Source organism: Nonomuraea sp. NPDC048882 (assembly GCF_040649755.1).
Taxonomy (GTDB): Bacteria; Actinomycetota; Actinomycetes; order Streptosporangiales; family Streptosporangiaceae; genus Nonomuraea; species Nonomuraea maheshkhaliensis.
In genome coordinates this window covers 35,006-61,217 of the sequence record NZ_JBEZGB010000032.1, presented here as the reverse complement: position 1 = coordinate 61,217, position 26,212 = coordinate 35,006, and the positions used below count along the sequence as shown (strand labels likewise).

At 70.6% G+C, this 26,212-nt stretch carries 27 protein-coding genes; 18 read left to right on the top strand and 9 right to left on the bottom strand.

Annotated elements, in window-relative coordinates:
- Window positions 1–13 precede the first annotated feature (13 nt).
- The 7 genes from rpmJ to truA all read left to right on the top strand — a co-directional run bounded on the left by rpmJ (window position 14) and on the right by truA (window position 4,548).
- On the top strand, window positions 14–127 hold the full coding sequence (rpmJ, locus tag AB0C27_RS53445; protein WP_003956441.1) for a 50S ribosomal protein L36: 114 nt from the start codon (window positions 14–16) through the stop codon (window positions 125–127).
- 223 nt (window positions 128–350) lie between these two features.
- On the top strand, window positions 351–731 hold the full coding sequence (gene rpsM / locus AB0C27_RS53440; RefSeq protein ID WP_106236112.1) for a 30S ribosomal protein S13: 381 nt from the start codon (window positions 351–353) through the stop codon (window positions 729–731).
- A 45-nt stretch (window positions 732–776) separates the two neighbouring features.
- On the top strand, window positions 777–1,181 hold the full coding sequence (gene rpsK, locus AB0C27_RS53435) for a 30S ribosomal protein S11 (RefSeq protein WP_020542285.1): 405 nt from the start codon (window positions 777–779) through the stop codon (window positions 1,179–1,181).
- A 23-nt stretch (window positions 1,182–1,204) separates the two neighbouring features.
- Window positions 1,205–1,831 (top strand): 30S ribosomal protein S4, encoded by a 627-nt coding sequence (rpsD, locus tag AB0C27_RS53430; protein WP_326631022.1) that lies wholly within the window; start codon window positions 1,205–1,207, stop codon window positions 1,829–1,831.
- Between the two features lie 97 nt (window positions 1,832–1,928).
- Window positions 1,929–2,945 carry a DNA-directed RNA polymerase subunit alpha gene (locus tag AB0C27_RS53425; protein ID WP_103960866.1) on the top strand — a complete coding sequence of 339 codons (1,017 nt, stop codon included), beginning with the start codon at window positions 1,929–1,931 and terminating at the stop codon, window positions 2,943–2,945.
- A gap of 90 nt (window positions 2,946–3,035) precedes the next feature.
- Window positions 3,036–3,590, top strand: a complete 555-nt coding sequence (gene rplQ / locus AB0C27_RS53420; protein ID WP_357862534.1) for a 50S ribosomal protein L17 — start codon at window positions 3,036–3,038, stop codon at window positions 3,588–3,590.
- 91 nt (window positions 3,591–3,681) lie between these two features.
- Entirely contained in the window at window positions 3,682–4,548 is an 867-nt protein-coding gene (truA, locus tag AB0C27_RS53415) for a tRNA pseudouridine(38-40) synthase TruA (RefSeq protein ID WP_357862532.1), read from the top strand.
- Between the two features lie 35 nt (window positions 4,549–4,583).
- On the opposite strand, the gene AB0C27_RS53410 is transcribed toward truA, so the two are convergent.
- From AB0C27_RS53410 to AB0C27_RS53400, 3 genes are all read right to left on the bottom strand, one after another.
- The gene (locus tag AB0C27_RS53410; RefSeq protein WP_357862530.1) at window positions 4,584–6,470 is read right to left on the bottom strand and encodes a hypothetical protein; all 1,887 of its coding nucleotides are present in this window, start codon (window positions 6,468–6,470) and stop codon (window positions 4,584–4,586) included.
- A gap of 1,188 nt (window positions 6,471–7,658) precedes the next feature.
- Window positions 7,659–9,131 carry a hypothetical protein gene (locus AB0C27_RS53405; RefSeq protein WP_357862528.1) on the bottom strand — a complete coding sequence of 491 codons (1,473 nt, stop codon included), beginning with the start codon at window positions 9,129–9,131 and terminating at the stop codon, window positions 7,659–7,661.
- Window positions 9,132–9,566: 435 nt separating this feature from the next.
- Window positions 9,567–10,322: a CAP domain-containing protein gene (locus AB0C27_RS53400; RefSeq protein ID WP_357862526.1), complete on the bottom strand. Its 756-nt coding sequence runs from the start codon at window positions 10,320–10,322 to the stop codon at window positions 9,567–9,569.
- Window positions 10,323–10,628: 306 nt separating this feature from the next.
- On the opposite strand from AB0C27_RS53400, the gene rplM reads away from it, so the two are divergent.
- From rplM to glmM, 3 genes are read left to right on the top strand one after another with little or no spacing between them, the layout of a single operon-like run.
- A complete protein-coding gene (gene rplM / locus AB0C27_RS53395) occupies window positions 10,629–11,072 on the top strand; it encodes a 50S ribosomal protein L13 (protein WP_106236123.1) in 444 nt (147 codons plus the stop codon).
- Between the two features lie 26 nt (window positions 11,073–11,098).
- Window positions 11,099–11,623 carry a 30S ribosomal protein S9 gene (gene rpsI, locus AB0C27_RS53390; protein ID WP_357862524.1) on the top strand — a complete coding sequence of 175 codons (525 nt, stop codon included), beginning with the start codon at window positions 11,099–11,101 and terminating at the stop codon, window positions 11,621–11,623.
- A gap of 1 nt (window position 11,624) precedes the next feature.
- Window positions 11,625–12,980 (top strand): phosphoglucosamine mutase, encoded by a 1,356-nt coding sequence (gene glmM, locus AB0C27_RS53385; protein ID WP_357862522.1) that lies wholly within the window; start codon window positions 11,625–11,627, stop codon window positions 12,978–12,980.
- A gap of 49 nt (window positions 12,981–13,029) precedes the next feature.
- Here the strand turns inward: glmM and AB0C27_RS53380 are convergent, their stop codons facing one another.
- From AB0C27_RS53380 to coaA, 6 genes are all read right to left on the bottom strand, one after another.
- Window positions 13,030–13,746: an ABC transporter permease subunit gene (locus tag AB0C27_RS53380; RefSeq protein ID WP_346110076.1), complete on the bottom strand. Its 717-nt coding sequence runs from the start codon at window positions 13,744–13,746 to the stop codon at window positions 13,030–13,032.
- The gene (locus AB0C27_RS53375) at window positions 13,746–14,660 is read right to left on the bottom strand and encodes an ABC transporter ATP-binding protein (protein WP_357862519.1); all 915 of its coding nucleotides are present in this window, start codon (window positions 14,658–14,660) and stop codon (window positions 13,746–13,748) included. Before AB0C27_RS53375 ends, AB0C27_RS53380 begins: the two co-directional genes overlap by 1 nt.
- The gene (locus AB0C27_RS53370) at window positions 14,657–15,514 is read right to left on the bottom strand and encodes an ABC transporter permease (protein ID WP_357862517.1); all 858 of its coding nucleotides are present in this window, start codon (window positions 15,512–15,514) and stop codon (window positions 14,657–14,659) included. The genes AB0C27_RS53375 and AB0C27_RS53370 overlap by 4 nt, the downstream gene beginning before the upstream one ends.
- The gene (locus AB0C27_RS53365; protein ID WP_357862515.1) at window positions 15,507–16,415 is read right to left on the bottom strand and encodes an ABC transporter ATP-binding protein; all 909 of its coding nucleotides are present in this window, start codon (window positions 16,413–16,415) and stop codon (window positions 15,507–15,509) included. Before AB0C27_RS53365 ends, AB0C27_RS53370 begins: the two co-directional genes overlap by 8 nt.
- A 40-nt stretch (window positions 16,416–16,455) precedes the next feature.
- A complete protein-coding gene (locus tag AB0C27_RS53360) occupies window positions 16,456–17,382 on the bottom strand; it encodes a DUF389 domain-containing protein (RefSeq protein WP_357862513.1) in 927 nt (308 codons plus the stop codon).
- Window positions 17,383–17,551: 169 nt separating this feature from the next.
- The gene (gene coaA / locus AB0C27_RS53355) at window positions 17,552–18,454 is read right to left on the bottom strand and encodes a type I pantothenate kinase (protein ID WP_357862562.1); all 903 of its coding nucleotides are present in this window, start codon (window positions 18,452–18,454) and stop codon (window positions 17,552–17,554) included.
- Between the two features lie 193 nt (window positions 18,455–18,647).
- Here coaA and AB0C27_RS53350 point away from each other — a divergent pair, with 193 nt between their 5' ends.
- From AB0C27_RS53350 to AB0C27_RS53315, 8 genes are all read left to right on the top strand, one after another.
- Entirely contained in the window at window positions 18,648–20,054 is a 1,407-nt protein-coding gene (locus AB0C27_RS53350) for an alkaline phosphatase PhoX (protein ID WP_357862511.1), read from the top strand.
- A gap of 13 nt (window positions 20,055–20,067) precedes the next feature.
- Window positions 20,068–20,418: a holo-ACP synthase gene (locus AB0C27_RS53345; RefSeq protein ID WP_346110082.1), complete on the top strand. Its 351-nt coding sequence runs from the start codon at window positions 20,068–20,070 to the stop codon at window positions 20,416–20,418.
- A gap of 3 nt (window positions 20,419–20,421) precedes the next feature.
- Window positions 20,422–21,873: an NAD(P)H-hydrate dehydratase gene (locus AB0C27_RS53340; protein WP_357862509.1), complete on the top strand. Its 1,452-nt coding sequence runs from the start codon at window positions 20,422–20,424 to the stop codon at window positions 21,871–21,873.
- Window positions 21,874–21,998: 125 nt separating this feature from the next.
- Window positions 21,999–23,132 carry an alanine racemase gene (gene alr, locus AB0C27_RS53335; protein ID WP_357862507.1) on the top strand — a complete coding sequence of 378 codons (1,134 nt, stop codon included), beginning with the start codon at window positions 21,999–22,001 and terminating at the stop codon, window positions 23,130–23,132.
- Window positions 23,133–23,177: 45 nt separating this feature from the next.
- Window positions 23,178–24,230: an alpha/beta hydrolase gene (locus AB0C27_RS53330; protein ID WP_357862505.1), complete on the top strand. Its 1,053-nt coding sequence runs from the start codon at window positions 23,178–23,180 to the stop codon at window positions 24,228–24,230.
- A gap of 78 nt (window positions 24,231–24,308) precedes the next feature.
- On the top strand, window positions 24,309–24,770 hold the full coding sequence (tsaE, locus tag AB0C27_RS53325; RefSeq protein ID WP_357862503.1) for a tRNA (adenosine(37)-N6)-threonylcarbamoyltransferase complex ATPase subunit type 1 TsaE: 462 nt from the start codon (window positions 24,309–24,311) through the stop codon (window positions 24,768–24,770).
- A 168-nt stretch (window positions 24,771–24,938) separates the two neighbouring features.
- Window positions 24,939–25,631: a hypothetical protein gene (locus tag AB0C27_RS53320; RefSeq protein ID WP_346110087.1), complete on the top strand. Its 693-nt coding sequence runs from the start codon at window positions 24,939–24,941 to the stop codon at window positions 25,629–25,631.
- A gap of 3 nt (window positions 25,632–25,634) precedes the next feature.
- Window positions 25,635–26,174 (top strand): class F sortase, encoded by a 540-nt coding sequence (locus AB0C27_RS53315; protein WP_357862501.1) that lies wholly within the window; start codon window positions 25,635–25,637, stop codon window positions 26,172–26,174.
- Window positions 26,175–26,212 lie beyond the last annotated feature (38 nt).

The window sequence follows — 26,212 nt, the reverse complement described above, 5'->3', positions numbered from 1 at the left end:
GGAACAAAGGACAATGAAGGTAAAGCCGAGCGTCAAGAAGATCTGCGACAAGTGCAAGGTGATCCGCCGGCACGGTCGCGTCATGGTGATCTGCGACAACCTGCGCCACAAGCAGCGTCAGGGTTAGTCGCCGCAAGGCCTCTCCGAGTCCGCCCCGGCAGGGTGCGGGCTCGACGTATGAGGAGCCTGCATCAGTAGTCGCGTCACACACCTGAACAGGCGGCCGCTCCACGTCGGGCGTCCGAACCGTTCAGGAGACCCCCGGTCGGAGGCCGGGGCCCTCACCCCGGGCATTGGGGAGGGGTAGTGCGGCGCAAGACCTCCGCCACAAAGAAGGAGAATGCCCGACCATGGCTCGCCTGGTTGGCGTCGACCTCCCCCGCGACAAGCGGCTGGAGATCGCTCTCACCTACATCTACGGAATCGGCCGCACCCGCGCCCTGGAGATCCTCCAGGCCACCGGCGTGAGCGGCGACCTTCGTGTGCACCAGCTCTCCGACACCGAGCTCGTCCCGATGCGTGACTACATCGAGGCGAACTACAAGATCGAGGGTGACCTGCGCCGCGAGGTCCAGGCCGACATCCGTCGCAAGATCGAAATCGGTTGCTACCAGGGCATCAGGCACCGCAAGGGTCTGCCCGTCCACGGTCAGCGCACCCAGACGAACGCGCGCACCCGTAAGGGCAAGAAGAAGACCGTCGCCGGCAAGAAGAAGCCCGGTAAGAAGTAGTCCTCGCAGCCGCAGGACCGAAGACCTCAGGAGTGAAGGCCAAGGATGCCTCCTAAGAGCCGCCAGGGTGCGCCGAAGAAGGTGCGCCGCAAGGAAAAGAAGAACGTCGCTCACGGGCACGCCCACATCAAGAGCACGTTCAACAACACGATCGTCTCGATCACCGACCCCAACGGGAACGTGATCTCCTGGGCCAGCGCCGGCCACGTGGGTTTCAAGGGCTCCCGTAAGTCCACCCCGTTCGCCGCGCAGATGGCCGCCGAGAACGCCGCCCGCCGGGCCATGGAGCACGGCATGCGTAAGGTCGACGTCTTCGTGAAGGGTCCCGGCTCCGGCCGTGAGACCGCGATCCGCTCGCTGCAGGCCACCGGCCTGGAGGTGGGTTCGATCCAGGACGTCACCCCGGTTCCGCACAACGGTTGCCGGCCGCCGAAGCGCCGCCGCGTCTGACTCAGCCCAGGAGATAGTGAGAAATGGCTCGTTACACGGGCGCGGACTGCAAGCTCTGCCGTCGCGAGAAGACCAAGCTCTTCCTCAAGGGCAGCAAGTGCGAGTCCGCCAAGTGCCCCATCGAAATCCGTCCTTACCCCCCGGGTGAGCACGGCCGCGGTCGTCCGAAGGACACCGAGTACCAGCTTCAGCTTCGTGAGAAGCAGAAGACCCGCCGCATCTACGGCGTCCTCGAGAAGCAGTTCCACAACTACTACGAGGAGGCCGCGGGCAAGAGCGGCAAGTCGGGTGAGGTGCTGCTCCAGATCCTGGAGAGCCGTCTCGACAACGTCGTCTACCGCGCCGGGTTCGCGCAGTCGCGCGACGCCGCTCGCCAGCAGGTCCGTCACGGGCACATCGTGGTGAACGGCAAGAAGGTCGACATCCCGTCCTACCGCGTTCGCGAGCACGACATCATCGAGGTCCGCGAGAGCAAGCGCAACCTGCTGCCGTACGAGGTGGCCCGCGCCACCGCCGGCGAGCGCACGGTTCCCGCGTGGCTCGGCGTCGTGCCGGACAAGCTCCGCGTCCTGGTGCACCAGCTGCCGGTTCGCCAGCAGATCGACACCCAGGTTCAGGAGCAGCTCATCGTCGAGTACTACTCGAAGTGAGTGGTGGTTGAGGCACGGATTTCCGTGCCTCAACTATGCTTTTCATCGGAGTGGCGTCATATAGCGGTCGCCACACGAAAAAGGGGAGAACCCACACATGCTGATCGCTCAGCGCCCGACTCTCCTCGAAGAGTCGATCGACGACACCCGGTCCCGATTCGTCATCGAGCCGCTGGAGCCGGGCTTCGGCTACACCATCGGCAACTCGCTGCGCCGCACGCTGCTGTCGTCCATTCCGGGCGCGGCCGTGACGAGCATTCGCATCGAGGGCGTGCTGCACGAGTTCTCGACCGTTCCCGGGGTCAAGGAAGACGTCACCGACATCATCCTCAACCTCAAGGAACTGGTCGTCTCCTCCGAGCACGACGAGCCGGTCGTGATGTACCTGCGCAAGCAGGGCCCGGGTGAGGTCACCGCCGCCGACATCGCGCCTCCGGCCGGTGTCGAGGTGCACAACCCCGAGCTGCGCATCGCCACGCTCAACGGCAAGGCGAAGCTGGAGATGGAGCTGACCGTCGAGCGCGGTCGCGGCTACGTCTCCGCCGCTCAGAACAAGCAGCCGGGCCAGGAGATCGGCCGGATTCCGATCGACTCGATCTACTCCCCGGTGCTCAAGGTCACCTACAAGGTCGAGGCGACCCGAGTCGAGCAGCGTACCGACTTCGACCGGCTCATCCTCGACGTCGAGACCAAGCCCGCGATGAAGCCCCGCGACGCGGTGGCCTCCGCCGGCAAGACCCTCGTCGAGCTCTTCGGCCTGGCCCGCGAGCTCAACGTCGAGGCCGAGGGCATCGACATCGGCCCGTCGCCGACCGACGCCGCCCTGGCGGCCGACCTGGCGCTGCCGATCGAGGAGCTGAACCTGACCGTTCGCTCCTACAACTGCCTCAAGCGCGAGGGCATCCACACCGTGGGTGAGCTCGTCGCCCGCAGCGAGCAGGACCTTCTCGACATAAGGAATTTCGGCGCCAAGTCGATCGAAGAGGTCAAGCAGAAGCTGCACGAGATGTCGCTGGCGCTCAAGGACTCCCCGCCCGGGTTCGACCCGAGCGCGGTGGCCGGCGGCGGCTACGACGACGACGACAGCGCGTACGTCGAGACCGAGCAGTACTGATCCAGATAGCGCGGGCCCCCGCCGGGGGCCTGGCGGCCCGACCCCGGTACCTGGCACGGCCGGGGCGGGTGAACCCCAAGGAGAGATGACATGCCCAAGCCCACCAAGGGTGCGCGTCTTGGCGGAAGCCCGGCGCACGAGCGGCTGATCCTGGCGAACCTCGCCACCGATTTGTTCCGCCACGGCCGGATCCGCACGACGGTGGCCAAGGCCAAGCGCCTGCGTCCCGTCGCGGAGCGCCTGATCACCAAGGCGAAGAAGGGCGACATCCACAACCGTCGCCAGGTCCTGACCGTCGTTCGGGACAAGGGCGTGGTCCACCACCTCTTCACCGAGATCGCGACGACGTTCGCCGAGCGTCCCGGCGGCTACACCCGCATCACCAAGATCGGTGCGCGTAAGGGCGACAACGCCCCGATGGCGATCATCGAGCTGGTGAGCGAGCCGCTGGGCGGCGTCACGACCCGCGCCACCGAGGCTCCCGCCGCCGCGGCCGCCCCTGCGGCTCCGGCCGCCGAGGAGACCGAGGCTCCCGCGGAGACCGAGGCCCCTGCCGAGGCTGAGGCCAAGGCCGAGACCGCCGAGGCTCCGGAGGCCGCCGCCGAGGAGGCCCCGGCCGCCGAGGCGAAGAAGGACGAGGCCTGATCTTCAGGCCTGAGGTTCAGAACGGCTGAGACGGGCCCGGATCCCCTGACGGGGGTCCGGGCCCGTTTTTTCATCCCCGGGAGGGAACATCGTGGTACGGCTCCGCCTCGACCTCGCGTACGACGGGACCGGCTTCTCCGGCTGGGCCAGGCAGCCGGGGCTGCGTACGGTGCAGGGGGAGATCGAGCAGGCGCTCGGACGGATCCTGCGCCTCGGCGAGCCTGCCATGCTGACCGTGGCCGGGCGGACCGACGCGGGGGTGCACGCGCGGGGGCAGGTGGCTCACGTGGACGTGCCGGAGGAGCGGCTGGGGGAGCTCGACGGGAACCGGGGGCCGCTGGGCATCGATGAGCGGCTCTCTGCGCTCGTGAGACGGCTCGGTGGTGTCCTGGAGTCAGATGTACGGATATATCGGGTCTCCGTGGCTCCTGAGGGCTTTGACGCACGGTTCTCGGCGATGTTCCGGCGGTACGCGTACCGCGTGAGTGACGCGCCGGGAGGCGTCGACCCGCTGCGCCGCTGGGAGATCGTCTGGCACAACCGGCCTCTGGACCTCGGCGCGCTCAACGACGCCGCCGCGCGGCTGCTCGGCGAGCGCGACTTCGCCGCGTTCTGCAAGAAGCGCGAAGGCGCCACCACGATCAGGGAGCTGCAGCGGCTGGACTGGGTGCGGGGGCCGGACGGGGTGCTGGTCGCCACCGTCGTCGCCGACGCCTTCTGCCACTCCATGGTGCGTGCGCTGGTCGGGTCGCTGCTGGCGGCCGGGGACGGGCGGCGGCCGGTGGAGTGGCCTGGTGAGGTGCTGCGGCGGGGGGTGCGCGATTCGGGGGTGCATGTGGCGCCGGCGCATGGGCTCTGCCTGGAAGAGGTGGGCTATCCGGCGCCGTCCGAACTCGCCGCGCGCGCGGTGGCGACGCGACGGGTCCGGACGGTGCCCGAGCAGCCTCCGGCCGAGTAGGTCCCGATCGGAGCCAGGTGGCTCCTGGCCGGGGTTCAGCCCTTGGTGATGCGGCGTTCCAGGACGAGTGAGATCTGGTCCCTGAACGCGCCGCTGACCTTCGGCAGCGTCTTCTCCTTGGCCGTCGGCGTGTGGCCGTCGGCGTAGGTGGCGTAGCTGAACACGATGTAGCGGCCCCAGACCAGGCCCGCCGCGTAACCGCCGGCGATGTGCACGCGCTCGCCGCCCGATCCGGACGCGCCGGGCAGCGGGCGGAACCAGATGTTGTTCGACAGGTCCTTCGCCTGGTCCGCGGTGGTGGCGGCGTTCTTGTCCGGCAGGACGGCCAAGCCCGTGGTGACGGCGTAGCGGCGCTTGCTGTCGACGTACGTCGCCCTGAGCACGCGGCTGCACTTCTGCTCTTTCAGCGCGTCGGCGAAGGCGCCGGTCGCGGCCTTGTCGCAGGTCGTCTCCATGTGGGCCTTGACCCTGGTGAACGTCGTGCCCGCCGCACTCACCTTCTTCTTCGGGAACGCCTCCGACAGCGACAGCTTCTGCGGATCGCTCTCCTCGGAGTCGAGCACCGACGTGCCGGCCAGGTCGGCCGGCGGGGCCGCCGACTCCTCGGCGACACTCGGGCTCGCCGGCGCGGGCGAGGCGGCCACCGGTGGCGGCGCGGCGGAGTTCATCGCCTGGACGGCGAAGAACCCGCCCGTCGCCACGCCGGCCAGGGCCAGCGCGCCGAGCGTGATGAGCAGCGCCCGTTTGCTCCTGGGCGGGGGAGGTGGTGGGGGCGGGGTCTGGAACGGGGGCTGCTTGAACGCTCCTGGCGGGAACGCGGGGCCGCCCGCTGGGGGCTTGGGGACGTCGAAAGAGGTCGAGGGCTTGTGGCCCCAGGTGTCTCTCGAGAACGGGAGCTCGGGCAGTTTGTCACCGGTCGGGGGATTGGGGGGCCAGACGGGTACGTCGCCTGGCTCCGGGGGGCGGACGGATGGGTTGGTGGAGTTGGGGTCGAAGGGTGGGTTCTGGCCGGCGGCCTCCGTCTTGGCCGCGTTCGGGTCGAAGTAGTGGGCCGGTTTGGCGGAGGGGTCGCGGGTGGAGGCGATGGGGGCGGGGAGGTAGGGGAGTTCGGACGGCTTCGAGCCGGGCCCTTGCTGCTCTTGGCCGGGTCCCTGACTGGGACCTTGGCTCGTTCCTTCGCCCGGGCCTTGACCGGCTCCTTGGCTCGCACCCTGGCCCGGACCCTGGCCGGGTGTCTGGTTGTGGAAGGAATGTGGGTCGGTGGTCTGGGAGTCGCCGGGGTGGGCGTCCTCGGAGGTCGCGCGCCCGGGGGCGGTGACGCCGGGGCGGAGACCGCCGGGCACCGTGTCGCCGGGTGCGGTGCCGGTGGGCTCGGGGCCGCTGGGTCGGAGGCCGCAGGGCACCGTGTCGGCAGGTTCGGGGCTGCCGGGGCGGAGGCCACCTGGCACTGTGGCGGTGGGCTCAGGGCCACCGGGGCCCGCGAAGCCGTCGGGGCGGCCGGAGTCCTGCTCGGCGTGCGCCGACTCTGGGGCGTGCCCGCCGGGAGCGGTGTGTGCCGGCTCTGGGGCGTGCCCGCCAGGGGCGGTGTGGGTTGGTGGGTCCTGGAGCTGCCGATCCTGGGCGGGCATGCCGTCGGGAGGCGTGTCGTCCGCGTGGAGGTGGTGGATCGCGTCCCGTTGCGTGGCGTCTGGATCGAAGTAGTGAGCCGGGTGGGTGAGGCCGTCGGGCTGGGTGGCGCTCGCGTCGAAGGGCGCGGCCAGCGGGCTCGGCTCGTCGGAGTCGGGCTCGGCCACCAGCTCGCCCGTGGCGGCCGGCCAGGGAGGCATGGCGTGCGGGTCGGAGAGCGGCGCGGGCCACACCGGCATGCCCGCCGCGGCGGCGGTGAAGGCGGGAGGCGGCTCCCAGGGCGGCGCACCGGGCACGACGGGCTCCACCGGCCAGGCGCCAGGCTGTCCGCCGGGATCGCCGAGCTGCCTACCGGGATCGCCGGGTCGCCCACTGGGATCGCCGGGATGCCCACCGGGATCCGCCCCGGCGGCGTCCCACGGCCGCACCTCATGGATCCGCCCGGGCCGGATCTGGTCACTCCCGGCCTGGGGGTGGTGCGAGGGCGGCCATGGTTGGTTGGCGTCGGGTTGCGCGTGGGGGGCGGCTGCCCAGGGCTGCCCGGTCTCAGCTCTGGGGTGGTGCGGTGCCTGCCACGGTTGCTCGGCCCCGGATGGGGGGTGGGGCGGCGACCACGGTTGGTCGGTCCCCGTTTGGCCTGGGGGCGGCTGGCCTGGGGATGGCGACCACGGCTGCCCGGCTTCGGCCTGGGGCTCGTGCGGCGCCGGCCATGGTTGGTCAGCCCCGGCCTGAGCGTGCGGCGGCGACCACGGCTGGTCCGTCCCCGCTTGGGCTGGGGGCGGTGACCACGGCTGGGCGGTTTCGGCTCCGGGGTGGTGTGGTGCTGGCCATGGTTGGCCGGAGCCGGGCTGGGTGTGGTGCGGCCAGGAAGGGTCGGTGGCGGGCTGGCCGAAGGCGGGGCCGGGCGCGGACTGTGCGTGCGGCTGGTGGCCGGGGCGCGGGCCGCCGGAGGGCTCCTGGGCGGCGAGGTCGGGGTCGGTGGGGTCGGCGTACCAGTCGTACGGGGAGGCGTCGTCGCCTGGCACTTCCCACGGCTGAGCGACACCGGACGGCCCCTCAGGACCTCCCGGCGAACCCTGGAAGGCGGAGACGACCGGAGACGCCTCGGCGTCGGCCGGGGAGCCATCCGAGGTGCCGGTTGAGGAGGCGCCTGGCGCGCCGGACGCGGTGTCGGTCCCTGGTGCGGACCGGGCGCCGGGTGCGGCGTCGGTCGGAGCGCCGGTCCGGGGGTCGATCGCGGGGTCGGTTGAGGGGTCGGTCGAAGGGGACGCCGGTGGAACGTCTCGCCCGTTGGTCTGGCCGAAGCTCGGCGGTGGCGTCACCGGTGCGGCCGAGCGTTCGGCTTCCCTGTGATCGTGCTCAGACCCGGGTTCCTGGCCACGCATAGCTGGAGCCTAGCGAGAGTAGCGAGATCGTTATGTCGGTATGGATGTTCCCAGCAGCAACACGAGTCCTCTACCGGCGCTTATGCCCCACAATGCCGATCAGCTCGCCCGGCTTCCGGTCAGTGCCCGGTTGTCGAGGGCCTGGAAGACGGTGGCCTTGCTGATGTCGTTGATGGCCTGCGCGATCCGCTTCGTCCCCTTCGCGTCGGGCTTCGTGCCGTCCTTGTTCTGGAACCAGAACAGGATCGCGTAGTGGCCGTACGTCGAGATCTTCGCGCCGCCGCTGCCCGAGCCGAGGAACTTCGTGACGGTGTCCTTGCCCGCGAGCGGCTTGACGTAGTTCTTGGTGTCGCCGGCCTTGGCCACCTTGATCGCCAGCTTGCTCGTCTTGAGGTTGGCCACCCCGACCGTGCCGATCACCGTGGCGGACTTGTCGCGGAAGCTCGCGCGGACGAACTGGGTGCACTTGGCGGACTTGAGCGCCTTCTGGAGTGTGTCGCCCAGAGCGCCGTCGGTGCACTTCTTGTCCTTGCTGGTGATCGTCATCTCGTAGCTGCGGCCCGAGATCGTGATCTTCTTCCTCTTGCCGAAGACCTCCTTGACCGTGATCGCGTCAGGGTCGGTGGTGCGCGCGGCCGCGAAGCCGTACTTGCCGGCCGGGACCGACGGCAGCGGCGCCGAGGTCTGGCGGGTGGCGGCGGTCTCGGCCGTCACGGGGCCGTCTGCGTTCCACATCAGGGTCAGGCCGCCGCCGAGCAGGCCGAGCACCAGCACTCCGCCGATCGCGAACCACAGCGGGGCGCGGGAGCGCTGCCCTTCGTCGTACGGGCTCCAGCCCACCTTGCTCTGCGGCACCCACGTGGTGTCGTCGCCGGCGTCGTCTTTCTTCTTGGACGTGTCCTTGGCCTTGGCGGGGTCCTTGTCGCCCTTGTCCGCCTTGCCCCTGCGGGAACGGCGGCCCTTGCCGGTCGCGGACTTGTCGTCGTCCGGCGCGCCGGAGTCGGGGTTCGCGCCGCCGGGACCGCCTGGCCCGCCAGGACCGCCTGGGCCGGGGTTGACGCCGAACGCGCCGCTGTCGCCGCCGAACGGGTCGCCGCCGCCGAAGGAACCGCCGCCGAACGGGCTGCCTCCGGCCCGGCGTCCACCGGAACGGCCTCCGCCGGAAGGCCCTCCACCGGAACGGCCGCCACCTGGCTGGTCTCCGCCCGGCCGGTCGTCTCCCGGACGGCCGCCCCCTGCGGGACCGCCGCCGAAGAAGCCGCCCGCGGGGTCGCCCCCGCCGGGGCCGCCAGGACCGCCGGGGCCTCCCGCGCCGTGCGAGCCGCCGGAGGGGCCGCCACGTGCGCGCTTGCCACGGCTGGGAAGGCCCTCGGACGGGCCGCCGCCACCAGGGCCGCCGCTGGGGCCGGCGCCAGAGCCACCGCCGGGGCCGCCAGAGGCGCCAACAGGCCCGCCGGGGCCGCCGCCAAGACCGCCACCGGGGCCGCCGCCAAGGCCACCACCGGGGCCGCCGCCAAGGCCACCACCGGGGCCGCCGCCTCCGGGACCGCCGCCCGCCGGGCCGCTGGTCATGAAGGCGCCACTCGTGGGCCCGCCACCGCTGGAACCGCCGTTGAAGTCACCGATGAGGCCGCCGTTCGCGGGTCCGCCACCGTTGGGACCGCCGTTCGCGGGCGCGCCATGGGCGCCGCCGTTGCGAGATCCGCCGTTCGGGGGTCCGCTGTCGAAGGGGTCGCTGTTCAGGGGCCTGCCACCCGAAGCTCCGGCAGCCGCGTGCGCGCCGCCCGCGGGCGCGCCGCCTCGGGGCGCGCCTCCCATTCCGTAGGGGGCGCCACCGGCGGGGCCGGGGCCGAAAGGGGCGAAGGGGGCATCGCCCGTGCCGTTCTCGCGTTCCCTATCGCCGTTGGAAACCATGCGGCGACACTACCGTGATGTTTGTCATCAGATGCCTCTGAGGAGATCCTGGCCTGAAGGCGGGGAGGAATCGGACCCCCGCCGGGGGTGATGTCATTGGGTGCCGAAGTCCTGGGTCCACCAGGGGCCGCCGGGGCCCGACGCGACGCCCACGCCGATGGCCCGCAGGCGGCAGTCGAAAATGTTCCTGCGGTGGTCGGGGCTGTCCAGCCAGCCGCGTACGGCCTCGTCGGCGGTGCGGTAGCCGGCGCCGATGTTCTCGGCGGCGCCCCAGCGGTATCCGGCGCGCTCCATCCGGTCCCACGGCGAGGCGCCGTCGGGGGAGTTGTGCGAGAGCTGCCCCGTGCGGGCCATCTCCAGCGAGTGCGTACGCGCGGAGCGGGTGAGCCCGCCGTCCACCCTGAGCGGCGCGCAACCGCGCCTGGACCTGGCCGAGTTCGTCAGGGAGACCACGCGCGAGGCGACGCCCGCCAGCACCTGGACGCCGCCGTCCTCGCCACCGAGCACCCGCGTACGGTCCTCCGAGGCGAAGCCCGGGATCTGGTCCTTCGACGACCTGGTCGGCCGGGGCGTCGGGGCGCCGCTGGGCAGTTTCCTGGTCGTGACGCCCCTGGGGATGCTTTCGAGCTGCTGCGCCTTCCTCGCCGCCGTCGGCGCGGGGTTGGCGGTGGCGGCCGCGGGCGGGGCGGTCTCGTCGAGGTAGACGTGGCGGGCCGGGTCGGGGTCGGTGGTCAGCCGGCCGATCAGTACGCCGGTGAAGAGCACGGCCATGAGGCAGGCCAGCACACCCAGGTGACTCCGGCGCCGATGGCCGCGCTGGGTTTGCCGGGTGCGAGAGTTCTGCCACATACCGCCGCCAACGATAGGGATGTCTGGTCCTGGGAAAGAAGGGGTCCCAGGGAAACGAAATCGAACCGTTCTGCGGTCAGGTAGACTCGCACAGGGTTACCGGTCTTTTGACCTGCGCGCCTCAGGGCGGGTAGCTTAGGTTCGTTGTGTGCATAGGTCCAGCGCGACCAATGCGCGGCGCGTCCGGCGTCATCTCCCGTGTTGCGGAGACGGAAGGTCCGGGCCGTCGTGTGCCCGCACCGACCGACCAATGTAGCTGTCACATCCGACAGCGCCGAAGACGCGAGCATAAAGAAGGCTACGACCGTGCGCACGTACTCACCGAAGCCCGCCGACGTCCAGCGTCAGTGGTACGTCATCGACGCGACCGATGTCGTGCTGGGCCGGCTGGCCAGCCACGTCGCGACCCTGCTCCGCGGCAAGCACAAGCCGATCTTCGCGAACCATGTCGACACCGGTGACTTCGTCATCGTCATCAATGCCGACAAGATCGCGCTGAGCGGCAACAAGCGTGAGCAGAAGAAGGCGTACCGCCACTCGGGCTACCCGGGCGGTCTGCGTTCCGTCAGCTATGGCGAGCTCATGGACAAGCGGCCCGACAAGGCAGTGGAGAAGGCCGTCAAGGGCATGCTGCCGAAGAACTCCCTCGGCCGGAAGATGGCCAAGAAGCTGAAGGTCTACGCGGGTTCTGAGCACCCGCACCAGGCCCAGCAGCCGGTGCCGTTCGAGATCACCCAGATCGCCCAGTAGTAGTTCGAAAGAGTTAGAGGAGAACCGTGGCTGAGCCCACTGGTGTCGAGACGGTCGTAGAGACGGCCGAGGTGGAGGACTTCTCCGGCGAGGAGTTCCCGTCCGAGTACACCACCGAATCCACCGCCAGCGCTGACGCGCCCGTGCGCAAGCCCGTCACGACGGGCAACTCGTACGGCACCGGTCGCCGCAAGGAGGCGATCGCCCGCGTGCGCATCGTCCCCGGCACCGGCAAGTGGACGATCAACGGTCGTTCGCTGGACGCCTACTTCCCGAACAAGGTCCACCAGCAGATCGTCAACGAGCCCTTCGTGGTGCTCGGCGCCGAGGAGGCGTTCGACGTCATCGCGCGCATCGACGGCGGCGGCGTGACCGGCCAGGCCGGCGCGCTGCGCATGGGCCTGTCCCGCGCCCTGGCGGTCCTGGACGTCGAGGTCAACCGCCCGCCGCTGAAGAAGGCCGGCTTCCTCACCCGTGACGCCCGCGCCACGGAGCGGAAGAAGTACGGCCTCAAGAAGGCCCGCAAGGCTCCGCAGTACAGCAAGCGCTAAGTTGGCGCGCCTTTTCGGCACCGACGGGGTACGTGGGGTCGCGGGCCGCGACCTCACGGCGGAGCTCGCCATGGACTTGTCCGTGGCGGCCGCTCACGTCCTCGGCGATGCAGGCGCGTTCTCCGCCACCGGATCCGGTAAACACCGGCCGGTGGCGGTCGTGGGCCGGGACCCGCGTGCCTCGGGAGAGTTTCTCGAGGCCGCCGTGGTCGCCGGCCTCGCGGCGTCTGGAGTGGATGTGCTGCGCCTCGGCGTGCTGCCCACCCCGGCCGTCGCCCACCTCACCGCCGCGCTCGGCGCCGATCTCGGCGTCATGCTGTCGGCGTCGCACAACCCGGCGCCCGACAACGGCATCAAGTTCCTGGCGCGCGGCGGCTTCAAGCTGTCCGACGCGGTCGAGGACGAGATCGAGCGGCGGCTGGGCGAGGAGTGGAGTTTCCCCGTCGGCTCCGGCGTCGGGCGCGTGCGCGACGCGTACGGTGAGGCCGACCGCTACATCTCCCACGTGCTGACCACGATGACCGCGGCCCTCGACGGCCTGAACGTCGTGGTCGACTGCGCTCACGGGGCCGCCCACATGGTGGCGCCCGAGGCTTTGGTGCGCGCGGGAGCGCGGGTCGAGGCCATCGGCGCCAGGCCCGACGGGCTCAACATCAACGACGGCCACGGCTCGACCCACCTGGACAAGCTCCGTCAGGTGGTCATCTCGCGCGGGGCCGACCTCGGCGTGGCCTACGACGGCGACGCCGACCGCTGCCTCGCGGTCGACCACACCGGCGCCGTCGTCGACGGCGACCACATCATGGCCGTCCTGGCCGCCGCCATGCACGGCGAGGGCCTGCTGGCCAAGGACACCGTGGTCGCGACCGTGATGTCCAACCTGGGCTTCAAGCTGGCGATGCGCGATGCGGGGATCACCGTGGTGGAGACCTCGGTGGGCGACCGCTACGTGCTGGAGCGGATGAAGTCCGACGGCTTCAACCTGGGCGGCGAGCAGTCGGGGCACGTCATCATGCTCGACCACGCCACCACCGGCGACGGCCTGCTCACCTCCCTGCACCTGCTGGGCGTGGTGGCCAAGTCGGGCGTGCCGCTGAAGGAGCTGGCCTCGGTGATGACGCCGCTGCCGCAGATTTTGATCAACGTCAAGGACGTCGACCGGGGCAAGGCCGCGGTGCCCGAGCTCGTCGCGGCCGTCGCGGAGGCGGAGGCGGAGCTGGGCGAGGCCGGCCGGGTGCTGATCAGGCCGAGCGGGACCGAGCCGATGATCCGGGTCATGGTCGAGGCCGCGTCGGAGGAGCACGCCACGCAGGTGGCGGGCCGCCTGGCCGACGTGGTCCGTACGGCCTGCGTCTGACGAACGACCGTCCATCGGGCGCCTCGGCGCGCCCGATGGACGGTCATTCTCACTCGTCGCCGGTCAGGGAGAACGCGCGCAGCCGCTGCCCGGCCCACAGGACCGCGCCGACGGTGACGATGATCAGCGCCGGGATCGCGAAGCTCAGCGAGACGTCCGCCTGGAAGAACGGCGAGTCGGAGAGCTGCGCGGCGATCGACTGCCCCCAGTGCTGGATCGACCAGGTACGGGCGCCGGCCAGTAGGTTGCCCACCAGGCTCTCCCAGACCAGCGCGTAGATGATGCCGATCGTGACCGCGTGCCGGGTGACCACGCCGAGCAGCAGGAAGACGGCGGCGTACGCGATGCCGGCCACAAGTGAGCCCAGGGCGAACCCGGGCGCGATGCCGTCCTCGTTCCCGACCAGGATCCAGGCCGCCACGTACGTCGGCACCGCCGCGAACACGGCCAGCAGCGACGCGGCGACCAGGAACTTCGTCCGCGCGATGACCGGGCGGGAGATCGGCTTGGACATCAGGTGGATGATCGTGCCGTCGTCGATCTCCGGCGCGATGACGCCCGTGCCCGCGATCAGGCCCAGCAGCGGCAGCATGGTGCCGATCGCGAAGTTCTTCATCAGCAGCACGGTCGTGGCCTGGTCGTCGGCGCTGAACAGGCGCAGCAGCACGGCCAGGCCGATCAGGGCCGCCGGCAGCAGCAGGAGCAGGATGATCCGCCGCCGGCCCAGCAGGGCGCGGTAGGTGATGCCCGCTACGACGGTGTTCATCAGCTGCTCCTGTTGATCAGATAGGAGAAGACGCTCTCCAGGTCCTCGTCCGCCGGGGAGACCTGGTGCAGGCGCACGCCCTCGGCCTTGGCGACCTGGGGAAGCAGGCGGGCGAAGCGGCGGAACTCGGTGGCCTGGACCTCCAGCCCGTCGGGGCGCAGCGTGATGCCGCCGGTTGAGTCGTCGCGGACCAGGGCCGCGGCCAGCCGCCTGTCGTCACTCGATCGGATCATGAACAGGTGGGGCCGGTCGGTCATCAGCCGCCGGATCTCGCGGAAGTTGCCCGACGCCGCGTGCCGGCCCGCGACCAGCACCTCGATGTGCTGGGCGACCCGCTCGACCTCCTCCAGGATGTGGGAGCTGAACAGGATCGTCTTGCCGCCCGTGCCCATCGTGCGGATCAGGTCCATGAGGTGCAGGCGCTGGCGCGGGTCCATGCCGTTGAACGGCTCGTCGAGCAGGAGCACGGCCGGGTCGTGGACGAGCGCGGCGGCGACCTTGACGCGCTGGCGCATGCCCTTGGAGTACGTCTCTACGCGCCGGTCCTTCGGCTCCTCCATCTCGACCGTGGCCAGGGCCTTGCGGGCGGCCTCGATCGGGTCGGGCAGGTTGTGCAGGCGGGCGGCCGAGAGGACGAATTGCCAGCCGGTCAGGAAGCCGTACACGCCCTCTCTTTCAGGAACTAGGCCGATATTTCGGTAAATATGGTGGTTCTTCCAGACCCTGGTACCGTCCAGCGTGACCGAGCCGCCCGACGGGGCCAGGAAGCCGGCCATCATGTGCAGGAGCGTCGACTTGCCCGCGCCGTTCGGCCCGAGCAGCCCCGTGACGCCGGGGCCGATGGTCATCGTGACGTCGTTGACCGCCACGACGTTGCCGTACCAGCGGGAAACCTGCGAGAGCTCGATCTTCATCGCGCGGCCGCCTTCCTGTAGCGCAGCGCCAGGGCGAGCAGGCCGACGGCGATCAGCACCACGAGGAGCAACGCCGAGGCGGGCCCGTTGGGGTAGTCGCCCTCGATGGAGTGCGGCGGGGTGCCGAACAGCCAGCTCTGGACGGAGTCGACCAGCCAGAACGGGTTCGCCAGCCAGGCCCACTTGGCCGTCTCCACGTTGCCGGTCTCGGCGAAGGTGGCGTAGATCACCGGCACCGACGCCGACGACAGCAGGTAGACCGTGATCACCGAGGCCACGCCGAGCCCGCGCCGCGGCGTGAACGAGGCCAGCGCCAGCCCGAACGCCGACAGCAGCAGGGCCAGCACGAGCGCCATCAGCATCGCGCCCAGGTATTCGCCGGTGGCCGGCGGGCCGGGCATGTCGACCACCAGCTCACCCACGTAGGCCAGCGTGAGCGGCGCCGCGATCAGCGCGAACACCGCCATGGTCATCGCCGCGACCTTCGCGCCGACGTACTCGGTGATCGAGACCGGCCGCGACAGGTAGAGCGGCAGCACGCGGTAGCGCAGGTCGGGAGCGACGACCGCAGGGGCCTGCGCGGCCAAGAAGATCGCCACCACGGCCTGCATGACGACCGCGAAGCCGCTGTAGGGGATGCCGCGCTGCTGGGCCAGGGCCATGATCGCGATACTCACGATCGCGGGGATGAACATGATGCCGACCAGCGCGAACGGCACGATCTTGCTGCGCGCGGGACGGCCGAGACCGAAGACGCCGCGCAGGCTGTGCACGGTCAGCGCCCGGGTCGAGTAGCCGCGGCCGAGCCGGGGGCCGTCGTAGTGGCGGTACCCGATGTCGTAGATCTCAGACATGTGCGACCTCGTCCCTGAAGACGTCCTCGATGCGGTGGCGTCCCTGTTCGAGGCGGATGAGACATAGGCCCAGCTCGGCGGTGGCGTCGCGGATGGCGTCGTACGACTCGGGCCCGGTCACCTTGACCACCAGCAGGCGTCCCTGCCGCGAGACGGTCTGGCCACCGGCGGACAGGTGGGCGGCCAGGTCGTCGAGACCCTCGTCCACCTCGACCTCGACGGTCTGCGTGACCTGCGTGAACTCCCCGATCGCGGACGAGCGCAGCAGCCGCCCCGCGTCGATGACGATCACGTGGTCGCAGATGCGTTCGAGTTCGCCCAGCAGGTGGGAGGTGACCAGCACGCTGATGCCGAACTCGGTGCCGATACGCCTGATCAGCGTCAGCATCTCGTCGCGCCCGCGCGGGTCGAGCCCGTTGGTGGGCTCGTCGAGGAAGATCAGCTTCGGGTCGTGGACGAGCGCCTGGGCCAGTTTGACCCGCTGCTTCATGCCGGTGGAGTAGGTGCCGACGGGCCGGTAACGCTCTTCGGCCAGCCCGACGTGCCGCAGCACGTCGGCGGCGCGCTCGCGTGCGGCCGTACGGGGCAGCCCGGACATCCGGGCGAAATGAACGACTAATTCGGTGGCGGAGACGTCGGGGGGCAGGCATTCGTGCTCGGGCATGTAACCGACGAGCCTGCGGATGTCGGCGCCGCGCGCGGTGACGTCGAGATCGAGCACGCGCGCGCCGCCGCCGGACGGCGGCAGCAGGCCCAGCAGGATCTTGATCAACGTCGACTTGCCGGCGCCGTTCGCCCCGACCAGACCGGTGACCCCGGGGCCCACGGTGACCGTGAGCTGGTCGACCGCGGTGACGGCGGGGAAGCGTTTGGTCAGCCCCTCGGTGGCGAGGATGTGCATGAGCCGGACACTACCGGGGTGCTCACGCGTCGCGCCTCGGTCAGACGGATGAACGACGTCCTACTTGAGGCCAGAATTTCCGCTGGACCAGGAGGGTGAGAGTGCCCGCGATGATCATCCCCGCGAGGTTGAGCGCGAGCTGGGCGACCGAGCCGGAAACCTCGCTCCAGTCGCCCAGCGCCGAGGCGACCGCCACGTAGCCGGCCGCGGGGACCGTGGTGACCGAGATGAACACGCCGATCAGGGCCGACGACTTGCCCGCCGTGATCGACAGCACCCCCGCCGCGCCGGCCAGCAGCGCGACGATGAACGACCAGCGGTCGGGTTTGACGATGAACTGGAACTCCGCGCTGGTGTCGAGGTCGCCGGGGACGATCCAGCCCAGCCAGTACGAGACGAGCGCGCACGCGTACGTGATCGCCATCGCCACCCCGAACCCGACCACCAGCGTCCTGAGCGCGTTGACGACCAGGTGGCCGTTGCGGTGCAGCAGGCCGAAGCAGATGGCCGCGACCGCGCCGAACTCGGGCCCGAGCACCATCGCGCCGACGATGAGGATGATGGAGTCCTGCAGCACGGCGATGCCGGAGAGCTGGGTGGCGATGGCCAGGAAGGCCAGGTAGGCCCAGGTGATGCGGGAATCGGCGTAGACCTTCTGCGACAACTGCTCCCAGATCACCGCGTCGTCCGGCTCGCCCGGCGCCTCGTGGACGGCGTCGCGCGCGGCCTCCGACAGCGACAGCTCGATCTGCTCGGCCGCGATGGAGCCCTCGGTCTCCAGCCATTTCAGCCGGCCGAGCACCTCGTTGGCCGACTCTCTGGCCGCGTCGCAGAGCACGACGTCGCCCCGCGGGTCGCGGGCCGCGCCCGGCAGGACGACGATGTTGGTGACGCCGGGGCAGTCTTCCAACACCGCCGTCGCCTCGTCGGTGCGCGCGGCGGGGACGATCAGTCGCAGATGCAGCACGTGACCATTGTCGTCGATCGGACGTTGACGATGTGTTGACGCGGATACGCGAGGCTTTTTCGCATGATCGCGTTCATATGTCACGACCATGGTGAGGAGTGCTGGTTCGCCGACATCGACGACCAGGAGTGTGCGGGCAGGTTCGGGCGTTACCTGTTCGAGGAGGTCTTCATGTCTGGCGGAGGCGTACCCGCCGTACCGAGTGGTCGGCGCCCTTCTTGAGGACGAGGTCCGCGCGGCCCCTGGTGGGGGCGATGTTCTCGATCAGGTTGCGCTCGTTGATGTCGCGCCAGACGTTCACCGCGAAGGCCGTGGCCTCCTCGTACGACATCTCCGCGATGTGCCGGAAGTACGACTTCGGGTCCTCGAAGGCCGTACGGCGCAGTTTGTGGAAGCGGTCGACGTACCAGGTGCGGATGTCCTCGACCTTGGCGTCCACGTAGATGGAGAAGTCGAAGTAGTCGTTGACCGCGAGGGACGTGGGCGGGGCCGGCTGGAGGACGTTGAGCCCTTCGATGATCAAGATGTCAGGATTTTTCACGGTCTGTTTGGCGCCGGGGACGATGTCGTACTCAAGGTGGCTGTAGACGGGTGCGTGCACCTCGGGCACGCCCGCCTTCACCTCCGCCACGAACCTGACCAGGGCCCGCCGGTCGTAGCTCTCGGGGAAGCCCTTGCGATGCATGATCTTCCTGGATTCGAGCATCGCGTTGGGGTAGAGGAAGCTGTCGGTGGTGATCAGCTCCACGCGCGGGTGCTCGGGCCAGCGGGCGAGGAGGGTGTGCAGCAGGCGGGCGGTGGTCGACTTGCCGACCGCGACGCTGCCCGCGATGCCCAGGATGTAGGGGACGCGATGCTCGGGATGGCCGAGGAACGCGCTCAGCACGCTGCTGCGCTGCTTGGACCCGGTGAAGTGCAGGTTGAGCAGCCGGGTCAGGGGGAGGTAGATGTCGGTGACCTCGGTGAGGTCGATGGGGTCGTCGAGGCCGCGTAGTTCTTCCAGCTCGTCTGCGGTGAGAGTCAAGGGCGTGTTCTTGCGGAGCTCGCTCCACTGCTCCCTGCTCAGGTCCACGTAGCCGTTGTTCACCTAGGCAGCGTAGCGATGCGGGACGAATCGGATCATGGGCGGGGGTCACCCCTCGATCCACAGCCTGTGGACGAAGACGTGGGATTACCGCGACTCCGATCGGGGAAAGAGAACTGGTCTTGCCGAAGCCGTGCTGAAACGGATCGCGGGCGGCTACTGTCCGGACGGGAGGTTATCCGTGGACCGTCGTCGCTTCATCTCCAACGTCGTCGCCGGCATCGCCGGGCCCTTCGCCGGGGTCGCCTGCGCCGGAGCCAGGGGCGGGGCCGAGCCCGTGTCCGGCTACGGCCCGCTGCGCCCGGTCAAGGACCTGCGTGACGGCAAGGTGCGGCTGCACCTGCCCGACGGCTTCAAATACCGCTCGTTCAGCGTGGTCGGCGACAAGTTCGACGACGGGTCCACGGTGCCGGGCAGGCACGACGGCATGGCGGCCTTCTCCGGCCCCAAGGGCAGCACCGTGCTGATCCGCAACCACGAGGTCAACGGGCCCGTGGGCGCGTTCGGCGACAGGGACAAGGCGTACGACCCGATGGCCGGCGGCGGCACCTCGACGCTGCGCGTCACCCGCTACGGCGAGGTGATCACCAGCGCGCCCTCGCTCACCGGCACCATGATGAACTGCTCCGGCGGCCCCATGGCCTGGCGCGCCTGGGTGACCTGCGAGGAGACCGTCAACGGGCCCGACGTGGGCGACGACTTCTCCGGCGGCGACAACTCCAAGCTGACGCGCAAGCACGGCTACCTCTTCGAGGTGCCGATCGGGCGCGCCGCCAGCGCCAGGCCGATCAGGGCCGCCGGACGCTTCCCGCACGAGTCGGCCGCCTTCGACCCCTCCTCCGGCGCCATCTACCTGACCGAGGACAACTTCGGCTTCCCGTCCGGTTTCTACCGCTACCTGCCGCCCAAGCATCCGATCCTGGCGGGGCGGCTGCTCGACGGCGGCCGGCTGCAGATGCTCGCCGTCAAGGGCGCGGAGCGCAAGGACCTGTCCGAGGGGCAGGAGCCCGGTGCCACGTACGCGGCCACGTGGGTGGACATCGACGACCCCGACCCCGACTTCACCGGCAGGCCGGCCAACGACGTGGCCGTCCAGGCCGTGGGCAAGCAGGGCAGGCGGAAGGGCGCGGCGATCTTCTCCCGGCTGGAGGGGGCGGTCCACCATCAGGGGACGATCTACTTCGTCTCCACCCAGGGCGGGGCCACCGCGCCGGGCGACACCGCGCCCGACGGGTTCGGCAAGGGGCGCGGGCAGGTGTGGGCGTACGAGACGTGGAGCGGCCGGCTCAAGCTCGCCTACGAATCGCCCCGCGCGTCGGTGCTCGACCTGCCCGACAACGTCACCGCCAGCAGGCGCGGCACGCTGGTGCTGTGCGAGGACGGCGACGGCGACAACTACCTGCGCGGCCTCAGCAAGGCGGGGCAGATCTTCGACTTCTGCCGGCTGCAGCCGATCGCCGACGACGCGGGCGCCGAGTTCGCCGGCTCCACGTTCGGTCCCGGCGGTCACACGCTCTACGTCAACGTGCAGGCCAGACAGGGTATGTCGATCGCGATCTGGGGTCCGTGGGAGCGCGGGCCGTTCTGAGTAGGCTGGGACGATGATCCTGGGAATCGGCGTGGACGTCGTCGACATCGCCCGCTTCGAGGCCGCGCTCGATCGTACGCCGCAGCTCAGGGACCGGCTGTTCACCGAGGTCGAGCGGCCGCTGGCGGTGCACTCCCTGGCCGCCAGGTTCGCCGCCAAGGAGGCGGTGGCCAAGGCGCTCGGCGCGCCGAAGGGGCTTGGTCATCTGGAGGCCGAGGTTCACTGTGATGAGCTGGGCAAGCCCGAGTTGCGCGTCTCGGGGAAGGTGGCCGAGGTGGCGTACGAGCTGGGGGTCAAGCGGTGGCACGTCTCACTCAGCCATGACGCGGGCGTGGCCATCGCGTACGTGATCGCCGAAGGGTGAAACATGAAGACCGCCTATACCGCTGATCAGATCCGAGGCGCTGAGCACGCGCTCATGGCGCTGTTGCCCGAGGGGACGCTCATGCAACGGGCGGCCACCGGGCTCGCCGCCGTCTGTGCCGACCTGCTCGGGCGGGTCTACGGGAGACGGGTCGTGCTGCTCGTCGGCAGCGGTGACAACGGCGGTGACGCGCTCTACGCGGGCGAGCGGCTGGCCAGGCGGGGCGCGTGGGTGGGCGCCGTGCTGGCCGGGTCCAAGACGCACGAGGCGGGGCTGCGGGCGCTGCTCGACGCGGGCGGGCGGGTCGTCGAGGCGCATGAGCTCGGGCGGGCCGGCCTGATCATCGACGGACTCGTGGGGATCGGCGCCTCAGGGGCGCTGCGTGAGCCGTACGCGCGCCTGGCCGAGGCGGCGAACGCGGCCCCTGGGCCGGTCGTGGCCGTCGACGTGCCCAGCGGGGTGGACGCGAGCACCGGGCAGGTGGCGGGCGCGGCGGTCAGGGCCAAGGTGACCGTGACCATGGGGGCGTACAAGACGGGGCTGCTGGTCGATCCTGGCGCCTCCTTCGCGGGAGACGTCCGGCTGGTGGACATCGGGCTGGGCGACCACGTGCCCGATCCCGACGTCGCCGCGCTGAGCGGCGGTGACGTGGACGCCCTCATGCCCAGGCCGGGCGCTGAGTCGGACAAATACCGCAGGGGAGTGCTGGGGGTGGCGGCGGGCAGCGACCAGTTCACCGGCGCCGCCGTGCTGGCGGTGGGGGGCGCGCTGCGGGCGGGCGCCGGCATGGTGCGTTACGCCGGCCGCGAAGGGCCTGTCGCCCAGGTGCGCGCCCACTGGCCTGAGGCCGTGGTGACGCCCCTGGACGAGCCCACCATCGATCATGTCGGGCGGGTGCAGGCCTGGGTGCTCGGCCCCGGGCTCGGCACCGACGACTGGGCGCACGAGCTGGCGGCCAGGGTGCTCGGCTCCGGCGTGCCCGTACTCGTCGACGCCGACGCCCTGACGCTGGTGGCGCGCGACCCCGGCCTGCTGCGCCGTGACGCGCCCGTGCTGCTCACGCCGCACGCGGGTGAGCTGGCCAGGCTGATCAGGGCCGAGCGCGACGACATCGAGGCGGCCAGGCTCGCGCACGTCCGCCGGGCGGCGGCCGAGCTGGGCGTGACCGTGCTGCTCAAGGGCTCGACCACGGTGGTGGCCGAGGACGCGCGGCCGGTACGGGTCAACGTCACCGGCACCTCCTGGCTGGCCACCGGCGGCACCGGCGACGTGCTGGCCGGCATCTCAGGCGCGCTGCTCGCCCAGGGGCTGAGCTGCTACGACGCCGCCTCGTGCGGCGCGTTCCTGCACGGCGTGGCCGGCCGGCTGGCCGCCGACGGCGCGCCCCTGGCGGCGGCCGACGTGGCCACGGCGGTTCCCGCGGCGATCCGCGCCGTGACCGGCGCGGTCTCGTGACGGGCCCGAGGGCTGCGACCAGCGCGCCCTCGTGACAGGACTGAGGGCCGTGACCAGCGCCGTCTCGAAGAGGCCGGCGGTGAGAACGGCGCCCGAGCACGTGCGCGAGCTGCCACACTAGAAGGATGTACTCTCCGCCCGCCACGCCCGCCGAGGCACGGGTCGACCTGGCCGCCATCAGGCACAACGTGACCCTGATCAAGGAAGCCGCCGGCGGCGCCGAGCTCATGGCCGCGGTCAAGGCCGACTCCTACGGGCACGGCCTGGTGCCGGTCTCCGAGGCCGTGCTGCGCGCCGGGGTGAGCCGGCTCGGCACCGCGTTCATCACGGAGGCGCTCGCGCTGCGCGAGGCCGGTGTGACCGCGCCGGTGCTGTCCTGGCTGATCACCCCGGACGAGCCGCTCGACGAGGCGCTGACCCACGACGTCGAGCTGTCGGCCTCCGACGTGCGGCTGCTCGACGAGATCGCCGCCGCCGCCCGCCGCACGGGCCGCACCGCGACGCTGCACCTGGAGGCCGACACCGGCATGAGCAGGGGAGGCTCGCCGCTGGCCGCCTGGCCGGCGCTGCTGGCCAGGGCGCTGGAGCTGCGCGCCGAGGGCGTCGTCGAGATCGCCGGCCTCTGGTCCCACTTCGCCTGCGCCGACATCCCCGGGCATCCGTCGATCGCCAGGCAGCTGGAGGCGTTCGAGACGGCGCTGAAGCTGGCCGAGCAGGCCGGCGCCGGCGGCTCCCACGTGATCAGGCACATCGCCAACTCGGCCGCCACGATGACGCTGCCCGAGGCCCGCTACGACATGGTCAGGAGCGGCATCGCGATGTACGGCCTGAGCCCCGTCCCCGAGCTGGGCGACTTCGGCCTCAGGCAGGCGATGACGCTCGTGGCCAGGGTCGGGCTGGCCAAGCGGGTCACTGAAGACTCCGGCGTCTCCTACGGTCACCTCTACACCACCGACCGCGAGACCACGCTCGGCCTCGTCCCGCTCGGGTACGCCGACGGGATACTCCGGCACGCGACGGGGCGGGCCGAGGTGCTGGCGGGCGGGCGCCGCAGGCTGATCGCCGGCCGGGTGTGCATGGACCAGTTCATGATCGATATGGGCGACGACCCGTTGGCGGCAGGTGACGAGGTCGTGCTGTTCGGGCCGGGCGACGACGGCGAGCCGACCGCTCAGGAGTGGGCGGATTCCCTCGGCACGATCACGCATGAGATCGTGACCAGGATCGGTGCGCGGGTGCCCAGGGTCTATCGAGGGTGACGGCGGGCACATCGCGGCTGCCATGAGCGGAGAAGGATCGGGGACATGACGACGACGACAACACGGCGCAGGGTGGGAATCGCCGGCGCGCTCGTCGGTGCGGCATCCGCCGGTGTCGCGGCGGCGGCGCTGGCCAAGCGTTACGCGGTCGGCCGCATCAGGCTGCGCCCCGACACCGAGGCGAGCGAGCCGTTCGGCGAGCTGCGCGGCAGGGAGCGCACCCTCATCACCTCCGACGGCAAGGCGCTGCACATCGTGATCGACGGTCCCGACGATGCGCCGCTGACGGTCGTGTTCTGCCACGGCTACTGCCTCAACCTCGAATCCTGGCACTACCAGCGCAAGGACCTGCGGGAAAACTACCGGATCGTGCTGTGGGACCAGCGCTCCCACGGGCGCTCCCAGCGGGCCGGCGCCGACGACAGCACGATCGACCGCCTGGGCGAGGACCTCGCCGAGGTGATCGAGCAGTTCGTGCCCGGCCCGTGCGTGCTGGTCGGCCACTCCATGGGCGGCATGACGATCATGGCGCTGGCCGACCGCCGCCCCGGCCTGTTCGGCGACAAGATCCGCGCGGTGTCGCTCATCTCGACCTCGGCCGGCAAACTCGCCGAGCTCACGCTGGGCCTGCCCGCGATCCTGTCCAAGGTCGTGCACAAGGTGGCTCCCACCACCGTGTCGATGCTGGGCAAGCGGGGCGCCCTGGCCGACAGGGCCCGTCACGCGGGCAGCGACATCGCGTTCCTGATCACCCGGTTCGTCGGCTTCGGCGACTCCAAGAACGTCAGCCCGACCGTGGTCGACTTCGCCGAGTCGATGATCAGGGCGACCCCGACCGAGGTGGTCGCCGACTTCTACCCGGCGCTGATGAACCACGACAAGCTCTCCGCCCTCGACGTGCTCGATCCGGTGCCCACGGCGATCCTGGTCGGCGACCGCGACTGGCTGACGCCGCCCGACCACAGCAAGGCCATGGCGGCCGCGCTGCCCAAGGCCCAGCTCACCGAGGTGCCCGACACCTCGCACCTGATCCAGCTGGAACGGCCGGGCGTCGTCAACGACGCGCTGCGCGACCTGCTGAAGCGGGTGGAGCTGTGACGTGCCGGAGCGCATCCGACGAGAAGGGGGCAGGGCTGTGACGCGCCTGGTCACGCCTGGTACGAAGGGGGGAGAGCGGTGACACGACTGGCCACACCGGAAGACATGCGTGCCTACGGCGCCCGTCTGGCCGCCAGGCTGCGCCCGGGAGACCTGCTCGTCCTGTCCGGCCCGCTCGGCGCCGGCAAGACCACGCTCGTGCAGGGCATCGCGGAAGGGCTGAAAGTACGCGGCCCGATCACCTCGCCCACGTTCGTGATCGCCAGGGTGCATCCCTCGCTGCGCCAGGGCCCGCCGCTCGTCCACGTGGACGCCTACCGGCTCGGCGGTGACCTGGAGGTCGACGATCTCGACCTGGACGCCTCGCTGGAAGACTCGGTCACCGTGGTCGAGTGGGGCGAGGGCCTGGTCGAAGGGCTGGCCGAGGACCGGCTGGAGATCCACATCGACCGCGAGGCGGGCGACGAGGCCCGCATTGTGACCCTGCGCGGCGTGGGCTCCCGGTGGAGCGACACGCCGTCTGATCCGCCAGAAGAGTAAAACGACGGTCAAAGCCCGGTATGGCTGGCACCCTTGACGTACCGGGCCGATGATTTAAATCATGATCGTTGGTCAGGGATTCGCCCAGAATTTCTGGGTATCAGGAGGGGCGACATCCACAATTTTGGTGGATGCTGGGTTGTAAGACGGCAAAGTGGGGTGCGGCCGGTGCTCAGGGTCAGGCGTGTCGCGTACGCGGGAGCCATTGTCGTGGTCGGTCTGACCGGCTGCACGGCCTCGGCCGATTCCGATCCAACAGCCACACCGAGCGCCACGCCCAGCGGCACGGCCACCACCACCGTCTCACCCACGACCACCGCGACCGCCACCCCGCGGACGACCACCACCAGGCCGACCATCAACGTCCAGCTCAACCCCGACCGCGTCACCGCCGGCGAGACGTCCAGGGTGTGGATCCTGGCCAACTGCCCGGTCCCGACCGGCGGCCCCGCCCACACCGGCACGGCCACCTCCAGGGCGTTCGTCAACGGCGTCACGCTCAACCCCGTCCCGGCGGCCTCGGCCAGCCCCACCCCGACCGGCACGACCGCCGGCTCCCCGTGGGTGCGCGGCGAGGCGCAGGTCTCGGGAACGATCCGGCGCGGCAGCTACCGCGTGGACGTCAAGTGCGACGGCACCAACGACATCGGCAGGGCCACGCTCAGGGTGGCCGCGGCCGAGTCCGAGCCCGAGCCGACCCGTACGGTGCCCACCAGGGCCCCACGGGCCGGCGGCGGCGGCACGTACGCCCAGGACGCCTCGGAAGAGTCCTCCATCCCGCTCGGCCCGGCCGGCGCGCTGATCGCCCTGGCCCTGGCCGGAGGCATCGGCTTCGCGGTCAAGCGGCGCAACCGGGCCTGACCCATGGCCCGAGCAGGACGGGTGGTGCTCGCGGGCGCCGTCACGGGCCTGGTGCTGGTCATGTTCGGCAAGAACATGGAGACCGGCACGACCAAGTCCGCCGCCGTCGTCGTACCCAAGAGCATCGACATTCCCTCGATCGAGGTCGAGGCCCAGCTGATGAAGCTCGGCCTGCAGAAGAACGGCGAGGTCGAGCTGCCGCCGTACGAGAAGCCGAAGGTGGCCGGCTGGTACACCGGCAGCGCGGTGCCCGGCGAGAAGGGCCCCTCGGTGATCATCGGCCACGTCGACACCAAGACCGCGCCCGCCGTCTTCTACAAGCTCAGGCAGTTACGCAAGGGCCAGACCGTCAAGGTCGAACGCAGCGACGGCAAGGTCGTGTCGTACAAGGTGGACTCGATCGAGCAGGTGCACAAGGACAGCTTCCCCAGCGAACGGGTCTACCTGGAGGACGGGCTGAAGCTGGTCACCTGCGGCGGCAAGTTCGACTACGCCACGGGCGAATATCTCGACAACATCATCGTGTACGCCTCCCAGGTCTGAGCGCCGGACAGGCGTGAAACCGCGTACCGGCCAGGCAC

Coding starts and splice junctions, on each gene's coding strand:
- rpmJ (WP_003956441.1), top strand. CDS start 14: ATGAAGGTAAAGCCGAGCGTCAAGAAGATCTGCGACAAGTGCAAGGTG.
- rpsM (WP_106236112.1), top strand. CDS start 351: ATGGCTCGCCTGGTTGGCGTCGACCTCCCCCGCGACAAGCGGCTGGAG.
- rpsK (WP_020542285.1), top strand. CDS start 777: ATGCCTCCTAAGAGCCGCCAGGGTGCGCCGAAGAAGGTGCGCCGCAAG.
- rpsD (WP_326631022.1), top strand. CDS start 1,205: ATGGCTCGTTACACGGGCGCGGACTGCAAGCTCTGCCGTCGCGAGAAG.
- AB0C27_RS53425 (WP_103960866.1), top strand. CDS start 1,929: ATGCTGATCGCTCAGCGCCCGACTCTCCTCGAAGAGTCGATCGACGAC.
- rplQ (WP_357862534.1), top strand. CDS start 3,036: ATGCCCAAGCCCACCAAGGGTGCGCGTCTTGGCGGAAGCCCGGCGCAC.
- AB0C27_RS53405 (WP_357862528.1), bottom strand. CDS start 9,131: ATGACCAGCGGCCCGGCGGGCGGCGGTCCCGGAGGCGGCGGCCCCGGT.
- AB0C27_RS53400 (WP_357862526.1), bottom strand. CDS start 10,322: ATGTGGCAGAACTCTCGCACCCGGCAAACCCAGCGCGGCCATCGGCGC.
- AB0C27_RS53380 (WP_346110076.1), bottom strand. CDS start 13,746: ATGAACACCGTCGTAGCGGGCATCACCTACCGCGCCCTGCTGGGCCGG.
- AB0C27_RS53375 (WP_357862519.1), bottom strand. CDS start 14,660: ATGAAGATCGAGCTCTCGCAGGTTTCCCGCTGGTACGGCAACGTCGTG.
- AB0C27_RS53370 (WP_357862517.1), bottom strand. CDS start 15,514: ATGTCTGAGATCTACGACATCGGGTACCGCCACTACGACGGCCCCCGG.
- AB0C27_RS53365 (WP_357862515.1), bottom strand. CDS start 16,415: ATGCACATCCTCGCCACCGAGGGGCTGACCAAACGCTTCCCCGCCGTC.
- AB0C27_RS53345 (WP_346110082.1), top strand. CDS start 20,068: ATGATCCTGGGAATCGGCGTGGACGTCGTCGACATCGCCCGCTTCGAG.
- AB0C27_RS53340 (WP_357862509.1), top strand. CDS start 20,422: ATGAAGACCGCCTATACCGCTGATCAGATCCGAGGCGCTGAGCACGCG.
- alr (WP_357862507.1), top strand. CDS start 21,999: ATGTACTCTCCGCCCGCCACGCCCGCCGAGGCACGGGTCGACCTGGCC.
- AB0C27_RS53330 (WP_357862505.1), top strand. CDS start 23,178: ATGACGACGACGACAACACGGCGCAGGGTGGGAATCGCCGGCGCGCTC.
- AB0C27_RS53315 (WP_357862501.1), top strand. CDS start 25,635: ATGGCCCGAGCAGGACGGGTGGTGCTCGCGGGCGCCGTCACGGGCCTG.